This window comes from Campylobacter sp. CCS1377 (genome assembly GCF_040008265.1).
Lineage (GTDB): Bacteria > Campylobacterota > Campylobacteria > Campylobacterales > Campylobacteraceae > Campylobacter_D.
Genome location: NZ_CP155620.1, coordinates 540423 through 555698 on the forward strand (window position 1 = coordinate 540423; position 15276 = coordinate 555698).

Consider the following 15276-nt stretch of genomic DNA (forward strand, 5'->3'; position numbering starts at 1 on the left):
TTAAAATTTTAATTATAGCAAGATTAAAGTTTTTTTGATATATTTTTACTCTTTATACCCAAAATTAGGACTTTTTTATGATACAAAATTGGCAAAATATTTATTCTGAATTTAATGTAGTGGCTTTTACTTTGTTTGATTTTAAGGTCTATTGGTATGGAATTATGTATGTATTGGCCTTACTTGTAGCTTTATTTATAGCAAAATATTTTGTAAAAAAAGATCAATTTGATATTTCAAATACAATGTTGGATAATTACTTTATTTGGGTTGAAATAGGTGTTATTTTAGGAGCAAGACTTGGTTATATTCTAATTTATGATGCAAATACTTTATGGTATTTAACTCATCCTTGGCAAATTTTTAATCCTTATATTAACGGAGAATTTGTTGGAATTCGTGGAATGAGCTATCATGGAGCTATTGTGGGTTTTTTAGTGGCAACTCTTTTGTTTTGCAAAAAATATAAACAAAATGTATGGAAATATCTTGATTTGGTAGCTTTAAGTGTTCCTATTGGTTATATTTTTGGAAGAATTGGAAATTTTTTAAATCAAGAACTTTTTGGACGCGTAACTGATGTGCCTTGGGGAATTTATGTAGATGGAATTTTAAGACACCCTTCGCAACTTTACGAGGCATTTTTAGAGGGTTTTGTGGTATTTTTGATAGTATATTTTTTCAGAAAAATACAAAAAAGACAAGGAGAATTGATCGCGGTTTATGCTATGGCTTATTCTTTAGCACGCTTTTTATGTGAATTTTATCGTGAGCCTGATTTTGGTATAGGATTTGTTGTTTTGGGTTTGAGTATGGGACAGATTTTGAGTTTGCTAATGTTTGTAGCAAGTTTGTTGTTGTTTGTAAGCCTAAAAAGGACAAATAATGTTTTTAAAAAAAAATAAAGACTTTCATATTATAATGCTATATCGAAATTTTTAATTTAAAAGGAGAGGTAATGAGTGAGCTTATCGAAGGTTATCTAGGTAAGAGCATTGAAGGCAAAAAAAGCAAGATGCCTGCGAAACTGGATTTTATCCAGAGTGCTTCTGGTCTTTTTTTAGGGCTTTTTATGTGGGTGCATATGATATTTGTATCTACGATTTTGGTGAGTGAAGAGTTTTTTAATTCTGTGGTGCATTTTTTGGAATTAAAATTTGTTTATGATAATCCAGTGATGAGCTATATCACCTCATTTTTGGCCGCCTGTGTTTTGATTATTTTTATTGTTCATGCAGGGCTTGCGATGAGAAAATTTCCTATTAATTTTCGTCAATTTCAACTTTTAAGAACTCATAGTAAAACTATGAAACATGGCGATACTTCACTTTGGTGGGTTCAAGCTTTTACAGGTTTTGTTATGTTTTTCTTGGGATCTGCACACTTGATTTTTATCATCACAAATGCAGATAAAATCAGTGGTGATATGTCAGGCGAGAGAGTGGTAAGCCATTTTATGTGGTTGTTTTATGTGGTTTTATTGATTTGTGTTGAATTACATGGAAGTATTGGGCTTTATAGACTTTGTGTAAAATGGGGCTGGTTTGAGGGTAAAAATGCCAAAGAAAGTCGTAAAAAACTTAAAACTGCTAAATGGGTTATCAGTGTATTTTTCTTAGTGCTAGGTGTATTAAGTCTTGCGGCTTTTGCAAAAATTGGTTATGAAAATTATCAAAATCAGCAAAATCAAACAACTGCAATGATAAAAAACTACAATGGAGCAAGTTATGAATATACAATACAGTGATGCTTTAGTAATAGGTGGCGGTTTAGCAGGTCTTAGAGCTGCTATTGAGGTTGCAAAAAGCGGTCAAAGTGTAACGCTTTTAAGTATTTGTCCGGTAAAAAGATCTCACTCAGCTGCGGTGCAAGGTGGTATGCAAGCAAGTTTGGGAAATGGTGCTAAAGGAGAAGGTGATAATGAAGATCTCCACTTCGCAGATACAGTTAAAGGAAGTGACTGGGGCTGTGATCAAGAAGTAGCAAGGATGTTTGCACAAACCGCTCCTAAAGCTGTGCGTGAGCTTGCAGCTTGGGGTGTGCCTTGGACTAGGGTAAAAAAAGGTGAAAGAACGGTTGTAATCAATGCGCAAAAAACAACCATTAAAGAAAGAGATGAGGCACACGGACTTATTAACGCTCGTGATTTTGGCGGAACAAAAAAATGGAGAACTTGTTTTATAGCTGATGCAACAGGACACTGTATGCTTTATGGCGTGGCAAATGAAGCAATTAAACACCAAGTAAAAATCATCGATAGAATGGAAGCAGTAAGAATCATTCATGATGGTAAAAAATGTTTAGGTGTTATTGCAAGGGATTTAACTAACGGACAATTAATTGCTTATGTGGCAAGGGGAACTATGATAGCGACAGGTGGCTATGGTAGAATTTATAAACAAACCACTAATGCGGTTATTTGTGAGGGAACAGGTGCGGCCATTGCTCTTGAGACAGGACTTTGCAGACTTTCAAATATGGAAGCAGTGCAGTTTCATCCAACTCCTATTGTGCCAAGTGGAATTTTACTTACTGAAGGTTGTCGTGGTGATGGTGGTATTTTGCGTGATGTGGATGGATATCGTTTTATGCCAGATTATGAACCAGAGAAAAAAGAACTTGCAAGCCGTGATGTCGTAAGTCGTAGAATGATGGAGCATATTCGCAAAGGTAAAGGTGTAAAAAGTCCTTATGGAGATCACTTATGGCTTGATATTTCAATTCTTGGTCGTGCGCATGTAGAAAAAAATCTTCGTGATGTTCAAGATATTTGTAAAACTTTTAATGGTATCGATCCAGCTGATGAAGGTCCAAAAGGTTGGGCACCGGTTTTACCTATGCAGCATTATTCTATGGGTGGAATCAGAACAAAACCAACGGGCGAAAGTCAATGGCTAGATGGTCTTTTTGCTTGTGGTGAAGCAGCTTGCTGGGATATGCACGGCTTTAATCGTTTGGGCGGAAATTCATGTGCTGAAACTGTTGTTGCAGGTATGATAGTGGGAGATTATTTTGCAGATTATTGTAAAAATAATGGCGAAATCATTGATACTAATATCGTAAAAGACTTTTTGTCAAAAGAATACCAATATTTAAAATCATTAACCGACAAAGAAGGCAAACATAATGTTTTTGAAATCAAAAACAGAATGAAAGAAATCATGTGGGATAAAGTGGCTATCTTTAGAACAGGCGAAGGCTTAAAAGAAGCTGTAGATGAGCTTGAAAAACTTTATAAAGATGCACAAGATGTAAAAGTACACTGCAAAGAACTTGACTGCGCTAATCCAGAATTGGAAGAAGCTTATAGAGTTCCAAGAATGCTTAAAATAGCTCTTTGTGTGGCTTATGGAGCACTACTTAGAACTGAAAGCCGTGGGGCACATTATAGAGAAGATTATCCAAAAAGAGATGATTTAAATTGGATGAAAAGAACGCTTACTTATTGGGTTGAAGGTGAAACTTTACCAAGAGTTGAGTATGCGGATTTAGATATTATGAAAATGGAAATGCCGCCAGCATTCCGCGGATACGGTGCCAAAGGAAATATCATAGAAAATCCTTTAAGTGAAAAGCGCCAAGCAGAAGTGGATGCGATTCGTGAAAAAATGGAGGCAGAAGGCAAGAGTCGTCATGAAATTCAACACGCTTTAATGCCTTATGAGTTGCAACCAAAATACAAAGCATTAAACCAAAGAATAGGAGTTGATTATGAGTAGAAAATTAACGATAAAGGCTTTTAAATATAATCCTTTAAGTAAAATTTCAAAACCACACTTTGTGACTTATGAGCTTGAAGAAACTCCTTTTATGACTATTTTTGTGTGTTTAACACAAATTAGAGAAAAAATGGATGCCGATCTTAGTTTTGACTTTGTGTGCCGTGCAGGGATTTGTGGATCGTGCGCTATGATGATTAATGGTGTGCCAAAACTGGCTTGTAAAACTTTGACTAAAGATTATCCTGATGGCGTGATTGAGCTTATGCCTATGCCAGCATTTAGACACATTAAAGATTTAAGCGTAAATACAGGCGAGTGGTTTGAAGATATGTGTAAGCGCGTAGAAAGCTGGGTGCATAATGAAAAAGAAACTGATATTTCAAAAATCGAAGAACGCATCGAACCAGAAGTTGCCGATGAGACTTTTGAGCTTGATCGTTGTATAGAATGTGGAATTTGTGTTGCCTCTTGTGCAACAAAACTTATGCGTCCAAATTTCATCGCAGCAACAGGACTTTTAAGAACAGCTAGATATTTGCAAGATCCACACGATCATAGAAGTGTTGAAGATTTTTATGAATTAGTGGGTGATGATGATGGTGTGTTTGGATGTATGTCTTTGCTTGCTTGTGAAGATAATTGTCCTAAAAATCTACCTTTACAAAGCAAAATTGCTTATATGAGAAGACAACTTGTCGCTCAAAAAAATAAATAAAAAAAGCCCTTTTTGGGCTTTTTGGATCTTCATATGTTAAAACTTCTACAAGAATTATGGCAAGAGAATCTGGTTTTTTTAGATTTAAGTGCTGAGTTTGATGATAAAAATACTTTAGATTTGGCTGAAATTGCTATCATTTTAAGTGTGAATTCTGAAAATTATGAAAAATATATAGCCTTAAAAGAATTTCAAAATATATTTAAAAAAATTCATTTAAGAGTAGATATTTATGGTATAGAATTAGCCCAAGTGTGTTCTTTAAATTTGTTAATGAAATCTTATATTTCAAAATCTGATTTAATAAAAGCTTTAAGTATTTTAAACGCTATTAATGATAATTCCATTTTATTGACTTTTTTGGAGAATTTAGAGCTTGGGCAAATTGATAGAAAAGAACAAGTTTTAAATAGTTTTAGCGGTTTAAATCATATTAATGCAGAGCTTTGCGCTTTGTGCGATGATGAAGGCACTCAAGATAAATTGCGTTTAATGGCAGATAAATTTTCTAAGCTTGATTTTATTATCGCAGTAACTGGAGTGATGAATTCGGGAAAATCTAGTATGCTAAATGCTTTGCTTAAAAAAGATTTTTTGGGTGTTTCAAATATCCCAGAAACTGCAAATTTAACCCTATTAAAATATGGGGAGAATAATAAGGCGAAAATTTATTTTTGGAGCATTAAAGAGTGGGAAAATATTTTAGCGAGTTCTAAATTTAGCGCTGAAATGAAGCAGTTTGTAACTGAGCTTTCTTCTAAGCTTGATATTCAAAGTTATATCAAGGAGGATTCTTTAAGTGAGGAAATTGATCTTTTAGAGCTTAAAAATTTTACTAGTGCGAAAAATCAAATTTCAGCTTTAATTAAAAAAATAGAAATCAACGCATCTTTGGAATTTTTAAAAAATAATATTTGCATTGTTGATACTCCAGGTCTTGATGATGTGATGGTGCAACGAGAGATAGTGACTAATGAGTATATTAAAGAGAGTGATTTTTTGATCCACTTAATGAATGTATCTCAAAGTTTAACGCAAAAGGATACTGAGTTTTTGCTTGATTGTTTGCTAAATTCAAGAGTTTCTAAACTTTTAGTGGTTTTGACAAAGGCCGATTTGCTTAATTCTAAGGATTTAGATGAGGTTATAGACTACACTAAACAAACTTTAAAATCAAGACTTAAGGCTTTGGAATTTGATGAGAATTTTATTCAAAAAATAGATTTTTTAAGCATTAGTGCAAAAAAAGCAAGTGATTTTTACCAAGGCGTGGCAGATGAAAGCTCTTTAAAAGAGAGTGGTGTTTTAGAGCTTGAAAATTATCTTTTTAATGAGTTGTATTCAGGCGCCAAGGTTGCTTTAGCTTTAGAAGCTTATAAAAAAGAACTGAATTTAGAAATCACTCATTTAATCACCAAATATCACTTGCAAAACCAAGCATTTAATACCTTAAAGCACCAGTTAAATGCCCAAAATCAAGAATTATTTTTAAATTATGAAAAAGAAAAGAAAAATTTAGAAGAAGCAAAAAAAGATACCGCGCAACTTGTTGCTAAATTAAGCACAAATGGCGCAAATGATGTAAAAGTACTTATGATTTTACTAGCAAAAAAACTTAAAGAAAGATTGATCGATGAGTTAAAATATACAAATTCTAAAAAGCAAAAAATGAATCTTTCAAGACTTATGAGTATCGTTGATATTACAGTTAAAGATGGGATTAATGATGTATTAAGAGAGATAAAATTTGAGAATTTTAAAAATATCGAAAGCACAAAAGAAGCCTTGAGCGCAAAATATGCTTTTTTAAAAGATGATTTTGATAATGGTTTTGAAGAGTTTAAAACTAAGCTTTCTAAGAGCATTGAAAATATTTTTGCAGATGATAAATACGCCTTATTTAAGTTAGAAATTCAAAAAATTCTAGAAGATGATAAAGATATTTTCACTCTTGAGCCAAAACTTGAAAAATTTATCAATCTTTCTTTTGAAAATTTTAAAATTGATGAGATTTTAAAAGAGTTAAATATCAACTCACAGTTTTTGGAATTTTTAAATTCAAAAATGTCTTTCTATGAGCAAGAGCAAGAGCAAAAAATGGCTTATTTTAATGAGCTTTTAAACAATACGCAAGCAAAAGATGCAAATACCTTTGAAAAATATGAAAAAAATTTAGAAAAGATTAAGTGTTTAGAAGCTTTAAGAATGGATTTGATTAATGCAAATTAGTATTTTACAAGATTTTATTAAAAGTTATAAAGAAGCGTATTGCAAAGAATATGATGACAGTTTTAAAGGGCAAATTCAAAAAATCATTTCACAGTTAAACGATCCTAGTATGCATCCTAGCTCTTATTTTATAAAAGAATCGCAAAATATCATTTCTAGTCTTGATAGAGCTATTAATATAGGAATAGTCGGGCAGTTTTCAAGTGGAAAATCTAGTCTTTTAAATCTTATTTTGCAAAAAGATTGTTTGCCAACAGGTGTTGTCCCTGTAACTTTTAAACCCACCTTTTTGCGTTATGCTAAAGAGTATTGTTTGAGGGTTGAATTTGAAGATGGCAGCGATGTGATTGCAGATATAGAAGAACTTGCAAAATACACCGATCAAAGGCAAGATATCAAACAAACCAAAAGCTTGCATATCTTTGCTCCTATTGAGCTTTTAAAGGATATAACTTTAATCGACACTCCAGGTCTTAATGCCAATGAAATGGATAGCAATACAACGCTTAGCGAGCTTTATAACACTCATTCTTTGATTTGGCTTAGCTTGATTGATAATGCAGGTAAAAAAAGCGAAGAAGATGCGATTAAGGCGCATTTGCCTATTTTAAAGCATCATTCAATTTGCGTGTTAAATCAAAAAGATAAACTCACTCAAGACGAGCTTGATAATGTTTTAAATTATGTAAATTCTGTGTTTGGAAAGTATTTTGAAAAAATCATTGCCATTTCTTGCAAACAAGCCAAGGAAAAAGAAACTTATGAGCTTTCAAATTTTGCACTTTTATTAGAATATTTAGAAAAAATGGATAAAAAAATTCTAAAGCAAGAGTTTGCAAAAAGAAAACTTTTAGAGCTTTGTGAAATTTTAAGGGTTCAGTATGAATTGTTTGGAAAAATTTTTGAAAAACTTGAATTTTGTTTTTCGCGGTTTAAGAATTTGCTTGAAGAAAATAACGAAAATTTAGTGCAAAAAATCAATATTTTAAATCATCAAATTTTAGAGAATTTAAAATCTTTAAGCAACAGAATTTCAAAAGAAATTTTATCTTCTGTGAAAGAAAAAAAGGCGCATTATTATAAAGAATCACAAAAAATATTTTCTAAAAATTTATATGTAAAATACGACTATCAAACCCCGTTTATAGCAAGCGATGATGCTTTTTTGGCTATGTTTTATAATTCAGATTCTATGAGTAAAGAAATTAAAAAAATGAAAAATGAAATTTCTAAAAATTTTGAGATTTTAAAGCAGGATTTAAATCTTGCTTATGAAAAAATTCAAAAAGATATTATGCTTTTTAGATCTGAATTTGCCAATATTCAAAAAGATAATGACTTGCAAAGCGATATAGAATTTTCAGAGCTTAGAACCTTTTGTAATGCAAGCGATGAGTTGTTTTTGAAAGATTTTAAAGAGTGTTTGTTTAAGAAATGTTTGGAGCTTGATTTGTTTTTTGAAAAATTAAATTTGAAAGCTTTGGCAAATTATGAAAATGCCACTAAAATTAGTTTAAGTTTTTTCAGCCGCAAAATCAATGAAAGTAAGGAGTTATATGAGCTTGATAGTTCTGAATTTTCTCTTTTTTATCCTAAGATGAGTGAAATTTATGAAAGAGTTTTAACCGAGCTTAATGTCCATGAGTTTGAAGTTTTACTCATCAATAAACCTATAATGTTGAAAATTTATAAACAAATGTTTGAAGAATTTCAAGAAATTATCTCTAAAAAATATGAGTTAATAAAAACACGCAAAAATGCTTTTGAAAAGCATTTAAATTTAGTTTCGAAATTAGAAGAGGAAATTAAAAATTTATGATAAAGAAGATATTGTTATTTTGCTGCGTAGGTGTTTTTGGTTTAGCTAATGATTTTTCCACTGCTTTTAAAAAATACGAAGAAAAAAACTATCAAGAAGCCTTTGAAATTTTTTCTGCTTTATGTGAAAAAAATAATGCAAAAGCCTGTTTTTCTTTAGCTTTGATGTATGAAAATGCTTATGGGGTTAAACAAGATATGCAAAAGGCAAAGGCGCACTATAATTTTGCTTGCAATAAAGGAATTTCAAGTGCTTGTTTTAATTTGGCACTTTTGCAAGATGGGAAACGAGAAATTAAACTTTTTCATAAAAAAGCCTGTGATTTAGCTCACACACAAGCTTGCAATGCTTTAGCCTCTTTATATGAAGAGGAAAAAGATGGAGAAATGGCTTTGTATTTTTATGAAAAGTCATGCAAATTGAAAGATTCTTTTGCTTGTTACAAACTTGCAAATTTAAATGAGCAAGGTTTGATTGTAAGACAAAATTTAAAATTGGCTTTAAGTTATTATAAAAAATCTTGCCAATTTGATTTTTTGGAATCTTGTTACATTTTAGGGCGTTATTATCAAATCAAAGAAAAAGATGATAAACTAGCCAAGAGATATTTAGGAAAAGCTTGTGATGGCTCACATACACAAGCTTGTGCGGCGTATAGGTTGCTAAATTAAATTTTTTTGTTTGAGTATTACATAAAGACGGATTGTAGAAATAAAAAAAGTTAAAATTGCAGGACCTAAAATGATTCCCCAAAATCCAAAGCTTGAAATACCTGCTATCATTGATAGAAAGATTAAAAGTTCATTGATATTTGTTGGAGTTTTGACAAGTTTTTCGTTGATCCATTTGATAATTAATGGTTTGACTAAGGTATCTGCAATAAATGAAATGACAATGATGGAGTAAATTAAAATTACTAAGGCAGAATTTAGACCATTTGAGGCAAATTCGTAAATACTCACAGGTATATAAACCAAACCTCCTCCAACAGCCGGTATAAGCGAACTTACCGCAAATATAACGCCCATAAGTAGGGCATCATAGCCATAAAATGCTGCGATAATGCTAAAAAGTGCACCTTGTAAGATGGCTACGATTACCATAGAATAAAGCACTACAGCCATTACATTGCCCACTTCGCTTAAAACTTCATCAAGTTCTTGTTTTTCTATAGGTATGATACTTTTTAGATAGATGATAAGTTCGGTTCCGTAAAGATTTGCAAAGAAATAGAAAATACAAATTAATGCCATATCTACTAAAAATTTTGCACTTGATTTTGTAAAAGTTGAAACATAAGTTAAGGCTTGTTTGGAGAGTTGATTTAAATCAATATTGGCTAAAAATTCTTTAATTTTTGGTTCTAAGAAATTTAAAGACTCTGGTAGGGTAAATTGATAATTTTTTATATAATCAAGCGTTGAGGTAACGATATTGATATCAAAATTTTTTAAAGCCCTAACCACTTCTATCATAGCATAAACAAAAGGGGCAAAGAAAAGCAAAACCATACAAGCTGTCGTAAGTCCTGCAGCTAAAAATTTCCGTCCTTTAACAAGGCTTAAAAATTTAGCATTAATGTTTGCAGTAGCCACAGCCATTAAGCTCGCAATGGCAATAACCATCAAAAAGCTTTTAAACAAATACAGCAATAAACAAAGCACGATTAAAACAAAAACAATAAAAAATATTTTTCCATTTTTCAAAATTTTCTCCTAGTCGTCATTAAATAAAGTTTTTTCATAATTGAGTTTAAGTACATTGTAACTTTTATTACTCGCAATGCGTCCTTTAGCAGTGCGTTCTATGTAGCCATTAGCAAGCAGGTAAGGTTCTATTACATCTTCGATAGTATTTTCATCTTCACTTAGCGCTGCTGCTATGCTTGAAAGTCCTATTGGTCTTCTTTTTGCATCCGTTAAAAGCTCTAAATATCTTAAGTCCATCGCATCAAAACCAAGCTCATTTACTCCTAATGAATCTAATGCTTCTTTGGCTCTTTTCTCACTAATTATATCTTCATCATTAACATCGGCAAAATCTCTAACTCTTTTTAAAAGTCTAAGGGCGATTCTAGGTGTAGAGCGACTCCTTTTAGCGATTTCTAAAGAAGCCTTTTTGTCACAAGTTTTACCTAGTTTTATCGCGGCTTTTTCTAAGATGATGGCCAATTCTTCATTTTTATAAAATTCAAGTCTAAATTGCATGCCAAAGCGATCGCGTAAAGGGTTGCTAAGCATTCCAGCACGAGTTGTAGCGCCTATGAGTGTGAATTTTGGTAAATCAATTTTTATTGTTTGTGCTGCAGGACCGCTACCAATGATAATATCAAGGCGAAAATCTTCCATAGCAGGATAAAGCACTTCTTCGATTGCAGGAGAAAGTCTATGAATTTCATCAATAAATAAAATATCTCCTTCTTGTAAATTGGTTAAAATTGCAGCTAAATCTCCGCTTTTTTCTATCATAGGTGCGGCTGTTGTTTTGATGTTTGAATTCATTTCGTAAGAAATGATATTTGCTAGAGTTGTCTTTCCAAGTCCTGCAGGACCGCTAAATAATATATGATCTAAGCATTCATTTCTTTTTTTTGCGGCTTTTATGAAAATATTTAGATTTTTTTTGATATTTTCTTGACCTATATAACCATCAAAACTAGATGGTCTTAGACTTGTTTCATAAGTTTCATCAAAAGAATATTTTTCAATTTCTACAATTCTATCCATTTTTTTCCATCAATTTTTGTTTTAAAAAATTTTAATTTTATCCAAAATTTGCTAGAATTTGCATTAAACTTTAACAACATGGTTTAAAAATGGGAATTTTAACAAAACTAGAATTAGACTATGAGATTGATGATATAGAAAAATTTTTGCAATTTTTTAGGACGATGTGCGATAGATTTGAACCTTTAATCATCAAGCTTGGAAGTGATAGTGTGCGTTATAAAGAGGCCATAAAAGAGCTTGAAACTTTAGCACATAATACTGCTTGGGCTGCAAGAAGGCTTAATCTTGAAGAAGTGACTGATTTTTGTGTATTTTGTGAAGAAATGATGGCACAAGCAAATCGTTTTGAAGGTCCTGCGAGCGATGAATTTACAGATTGGATGCTTTTGATGAGCGATCAGTTTGAAAAGTATTGCCAATCTTACGAAAATGATGACTTTGTTTTAGCTGTTTTTAATCCTTTAATTGTTAATGTTCCAAGTATTATTTCCAAATAATGGGAGCGACTTGGCTTCGACAGGAGTAAGTCTGCTTAGATGGCATGTCGCTTTGGGCAAAGCGTAAAAAGCCCACATAAAATTAAACGCAAACAACGTTAAATTCGCTCCTGCTTACGCTAAAGCTGCGTAAGTTCAGTTGAGCCCGAAATTTAAGTGATACTATCTAGCTTAATTTTTGGTCATTTTTGATAGTGTAGATTAAAAATTGACAACTTTTAGTTGAAATTAAAGTCTTAGTCTAGCTTAAAATTTTGGAAGGTGAGTTTGGCTAGATGAAATTTTCACCTTTGCTAAGCATGTAGAAGTCTTTGTGGGGTTATTTTTGGACAGGGGTTCAATTCCCCTCGCTTCCACCATATTTTTTAAAATACAATTTAGAAATCTTCAATTCTTGTTACTTTTAGAAAATAACACTTTTTAAAGAAAAAACTTATATCAAAAAAATAATCAAATAACCGATATGAATTTTACCTCACAATAAAAGGAGCAGCGATGCAAATAAATACTTATGCAAATAGTGCAACGCAGACACAGGTTAGCAATAAAGATCTAAATTCCAAAAAGGAGAGTACAAGTAGTATTAATACTCAAAGTGCAAAATATAGCTCTAATATTGATAAAAAGACTTTAGAAGAGTTAAATTCTTTAGGCGGTAAGGGTATTAGTACGCTTTATTTGATGGAATTTAATCAACAAGTGCTTAATGCAAGTTTTGGTAATTTAAAAGCGCAGAGCGGAAGTTCTGGAATTTTTGATGCAAACTTAATGCAAAAAGCAAGTACGATATTGCAAGGAATTGATTTTTCATCTATTGGCTATAACGGCAAGGATATACTCACTATGAATCCTGATGAATTAAACGCTTTAGTAAGCGAAGAGGGGTTTTTTGGAGTTGAAAACACTGCAAATAGGATAGCTGATTTTGTTATTCAAGGTGCAGGAGATAATCTTGAAAAATTACAAAAAGGTTTTGAAGGTATGAAAATGGGGTTTGAGCAAGCCGAAAAATTGTGGGGTGGCGAGCTTCCAAAAATCAGCCAAGATACCATCACTAAAGCTATAGAAAAAGTTAGTGCTAGAATCGATGAGCTTGGTGGAAAAACTCTTGATGTAAAAGTTTGATCCTTGTAATGCTTTTCAAACCTAGTTTTCTAGGTTTGAATTTATTTGATATCGAAGGTAAAAAATTTACTTTTGAAATTATTTTCTATACGCTCGTATTGGTATAAAGCGGGTTCGTAATTTTCAAGTTGATGATACAATAAGCCTAGTGCTACTCTTGCTTCTTGATTTTGATTATTTTGTAATTTTGCTAGTTCTAAAAGCGCTACCGCTGAATTTGGATTATTGGCTCCTATTGCGGCTACGGCAGCTAAAAATAAGGTGTTGGAATCTTTAATTTGGTATTCATCTATAAGTATATTATAAAGTGCGTAAGATTCTTGAAATTGTCTTGCAAAAATATCCATATAGGCTAAAGCTAAAGTAATACCTTGTGAATTTTCTTTACTGATACTTAATTGATGTTTGAGTTTTTCTCTTTCTTGATTTAAAAGTCCGGTAATTTGCATGAGTGTGACATAGTTTTCCAAAACCACACTAGCGCCACCAAATAAAGCGTTATAATCAAGCGAACTATTCTGGAAATAAAGCTGAGCATTTTTGGCATATTCTTTAATATTTAAATTTGAATTTTGGGAGTTAAAGAATAAAATATTTGCTATGATGTCTTTTGGTAAGGCTTTTTTTAAATTAGCAATTTCAAGGTCTGATCGATTGTGTAAGTTATTATTTTTAGCAATAATAGCTCTAAAAATAAAATTTAATGGATTTTTGCTTTGATTTTCTTCATCTAAATAAGGTAGTGTTGCTGCATAGTCGTTATTTGCGAGTAAAATAATATTTCTTGATATTTGAGAATTAAAATTTGAATCAGCATTGATATTTTCTAAAATTTCATTATTCAATTTTGTGAAGTCTTGTTTTATCATTTTTGCACTCAGTATTGCAAATGCACCAGCGGTATAATTTGTGGGATCTAAATGATAGCTTGTGGTAAAGTATTTATACGCTTGATCATAATTTTTTAATTGTGCATAGGATAAGGCAAGATTATAATTTAAAACACTGTGCTCTTTGTGATTTTGAAGTAAATTTTTAAAAGCTTCATTGGCATCTCTGAGTTTATAATTAAAGGCTTGCATAATGATTTTAGCAAGTTTTGCATTTATTGAAGATAGGGCATTGCCTTTATTTAAATATGAGTTATTACTTTGCTCATCTTCTAAAAAAGCTGTGGCATTAGCTTTGTTGATATAGTCAAAAGCTTGAGAAGAATCAAAAACTTGATAAGGAGCAAAATAAAATAAAAGATCGGCTTGGTTATGAAAATCACTTAAGAAGTCTTTTGTAAATTTACTTTGTGCAATGCTTATATTAAAAAGTTCTTTTTTAAGTTCAGTTTTGATTTTGTAAATGCCTAAAATTTGTGCTTGTTCTGCTTTATTTTTATTACTTATTTTTGTAATAAGATTTTGATACATTCCGGTTTTTAATTCTACTAAAGAAAGTGCACTTAGAGCTTGATTGCTTAATGCGTCGATTTTTGTAGCACGATCAAGAGCTGGTTTTGCTTTATCCCATTCACCCATTCTTGCATATAAAAGTCCTAAAGGCAAACTTGCTTCGTAACTTTCTTGTTCTTGTAAATTTGCAATAGCTTGTTTATCTAAATTTATTTGTGCATAAATTTTTGCACCCAAATATTTAGCATTATCTGTGTAAGGTTCAACTTGTGTTTTTTGAAGCATTTGTAGAGACTCTAGATAATAACCCTTGTAATAGTTAATTAAACTTAAATAATAATTAAAAAGCTTAGAATCTCCCTCATTAGATAAATACACATAAGCTAAATCAATATAATATTGAAAGAGTTTCTCATTACCTAAATGCAAAGCACAAACAGCTGCATTGATGGCTGCCACAGTTTGATTTTCTTTACTCGCAATGGCTTTTTTAAAGCTTTCAAGTGCTAGTGCGTAATTAGCTTGTTTCATTTGAGAAACACCTAAATTGTAGTTTGAAATGGCTTCACTATAAACTGCAATTTGTTCATATACTTTTAAAGCTTGTTCGATTTCTCCTTTAAGGTAAAGGGCGTTTGCTTTTTGCACCATATCTTCGATTTTTTGCATTTCAAATTTGGCAGAAAAATTATCTTTCGGAATTTGGGCTTGTGGGGTCGTTAAGACAATTTTAGAACTTTCTTCTTTGTTTCCAAAAAAGAGATAGAAAACAAAAATAAGTAATGCTATTAACACTACACATAAAATGCTTAATAAAACAATAAATTTTTTCCCTTTAAGCCACGAATTATTGGTTTTTTGCTCCTCAAAAGTAGCTTGATGAGTTTCGTTGTTGTTTTGAGCACCTTCTTCGTTTTTTCCAAGTTCAAACATTTCTTCTTGTTCATCAAGATTTGAATTTTCAACGGTTTGATTGAGGTTTTCTTGTTCGTTTTGTTTGCTATCATCTTCTTTGAGAATAATTTCTTCTGCCATGG

At 31.7% G+C, this 15276-nt stretch carries 12 protein-coding genes and 1 other RNA gene; 10 read left to right on the forward strand and 3 right to left on the reverse strand.

Annotated features, from left to right (window positions below; genetic code table 11):
- Window positions 1–80 precede the first annotated feature (80 nt).
- The 7 genes from lgt to AAH949_RS02805 are packed head-to-tail and all read left to right on the forward strand — an operon-like array spanning window position 81 to window position 9156.
- Window positions 81–905 carry a prolipoprotein diacylglyceryl transferase gene (gene lgt / locus AAH949_RS02775; protein ID WP_134238543.1) on the forward strand — a complete coding sequence of 275 codons (825 nt, stop codon included), beginning with the start codon at window positions 81–83 and terminating at the stop codon, window positions 903–905.
- Between the two features lie 53 nt (window positions 906–958).
- On the forward strand, window positions 959–1747 hold the full coding sequence (locus AAH949_RS02780; RefSeq protein WP_134238439.1) for a fumarate reductase cytochrome b subunit: 789 nt from the start codon (window positions 959–961) through the stop codon (window positions 1745–1747).
- On the forward strand, window positions 1728–3719 hold the full coding sequence (locus AAH949_RS02785; protein ID WP_134238438.1) for a fumarate reductase flavoprotein subunit: 1992 nt from the start codon (window positions 1728–1730) through the stop codon (window positions 3717–3719). Before AAH949_RS02780 ends, AAH949_RS02785 begins: the two co-directional genes overlap by 20 nt.
- Window positions 3712–4437 (forward strand): fumarate reductase iron-sulfur subunit, encoded by a 726-nt coding sequence (locus AAH949_RS02790; protein WP_134238437.1) that lies wholly within the window; start codon window positions 3712–3714, stop codon window positions 4435–4437. Before AAH949_RS02785 ends, AAH949_RS02790 begins: the two co-directional genes overlap by 8 nt.
- A 33-nt stretch (window positions 4438–4470) precedes the next feature.
- Window positions 4471–6666 carry a dynamin family protein gene (locus tag AAH949_RS02795; RefSeq protein ID WP_348518920.1) on the forward strand — a complete coding sequence of 732 codons (2196 nt, stop codon included), beginning with the start codon at window positions 4471–4473 and terminating at the stop codon, window positions 6664–6666.
- On the forward strand, window positions 6656–8485 hold the full coding sequence (locus tag AAH949_RS02800; protein ID WP_348518921.1) for a dynamin family protein: 1830 nt from the start codon (window positions 6656–6658) through the stop codon (window positions 8483–8485). The genes AAH949_RS02795 and AAH949_RS02800 overlap by 11 nt, the downstream gene beginning before the upstream one ends.
- On the forward strand, window positions 8482–9156 hold the full coding sequence (locus tag AAH949_RS02805) for a tetratricopeptide repeat protein (RefSeq protein WP_348518922.1): 675 nt from the start codon (window positions 8482–8484) through the stop codon (window positions 9154–9156). Before AAH949_RS02800 ends, AAH949_RS02805 begins: the two co-directional genes overlap by 4 nt.
- On the opposite strand, the gene AAH949_RS02810 is transcribed toward AAH949_RS02805, so the two are convergent.
- On the reverse strand, window positions 9148–10191 hold the full coding sequence (locus tag AAH949_RS02810; RefSeq protein WP_134238434.1) for an AI-2E family transporter: 1044 nt from the start codon (window positions 10189–10191) through the stop codon (window positions 9148–9150). The two genes, AAH949_RS02805 and AAH949_RS02810, sit on opposite strands and share 9 nt — an antisense overlap.
- Window positions 10192–10200: 9 nt before the next feature.
- Complete coding sequence (gene ruvB, locus AAH949_RS02815; protein WP_134238433.1) at window positions 10201–11211, reverse strand: Holliday junction branch migration DNA helicase RuvB; 1011 nt, start codon at window positions 11209–11211, stop codon at window positions 10201–10203.
- Window positions 11212–11300: 89 nt separating this feature from the next.
- Here ruvB and AAH949_RS02820 point away from each other — a divergent pair, with 89 nt between their 5' ends.
- The 3 genes from AAH949_RS02820 (at window position 11301) to AAH949_RS02830 (ending at window position 12836) form a co-directional block, all read left to right on the forward strand.
- Entirely contained in the window at window positions 11301–11711 is a 411-nt protein-coding gene (locus AAH949_RS02820; protein ID WP_348518923.1) for a histidine phosphotransferase, read from the forward strand.
- Window position 11712: 1 nt separating this feature from the next.
- Window positions 11713–12070, forward strand: a transfer-messenger RNA (tmRNA) gene (gene ssrA, locus AAH949_RS02825).
- A gap of 136 nt (window positions 12071–12206) precedes the next feature.
- The gene (locus AAH949_RS02830) at window positions 12207–12836 is read left to right on the forward strand and encodes a hypothetical protein (RefSeq protein ID WP_134238431.1); all 630 of its coding nucleotides are present in this window, start codon (window positions 12207–12209) and stop codon (window positions 12834–12836) included.
- Window positions 12837–12877: 41 nt separating this feature from the next.
- Here the strand turns inward: AAH949_RS02830 and AAH949_RS02835 are convergent, their stop codons facing one another.
- A complete protein-coding gene (locus tag AAH949_RS02835) occupies window positions 12878–15274 on the reverse strand; it encodes a tetratricopeptide repeat protein (protein ID WP_134238430.1) in 2397 nt (798 codons plus the stop codon).
- Window positions 15275–15276 lie beyond the last annotated feature (2 nt).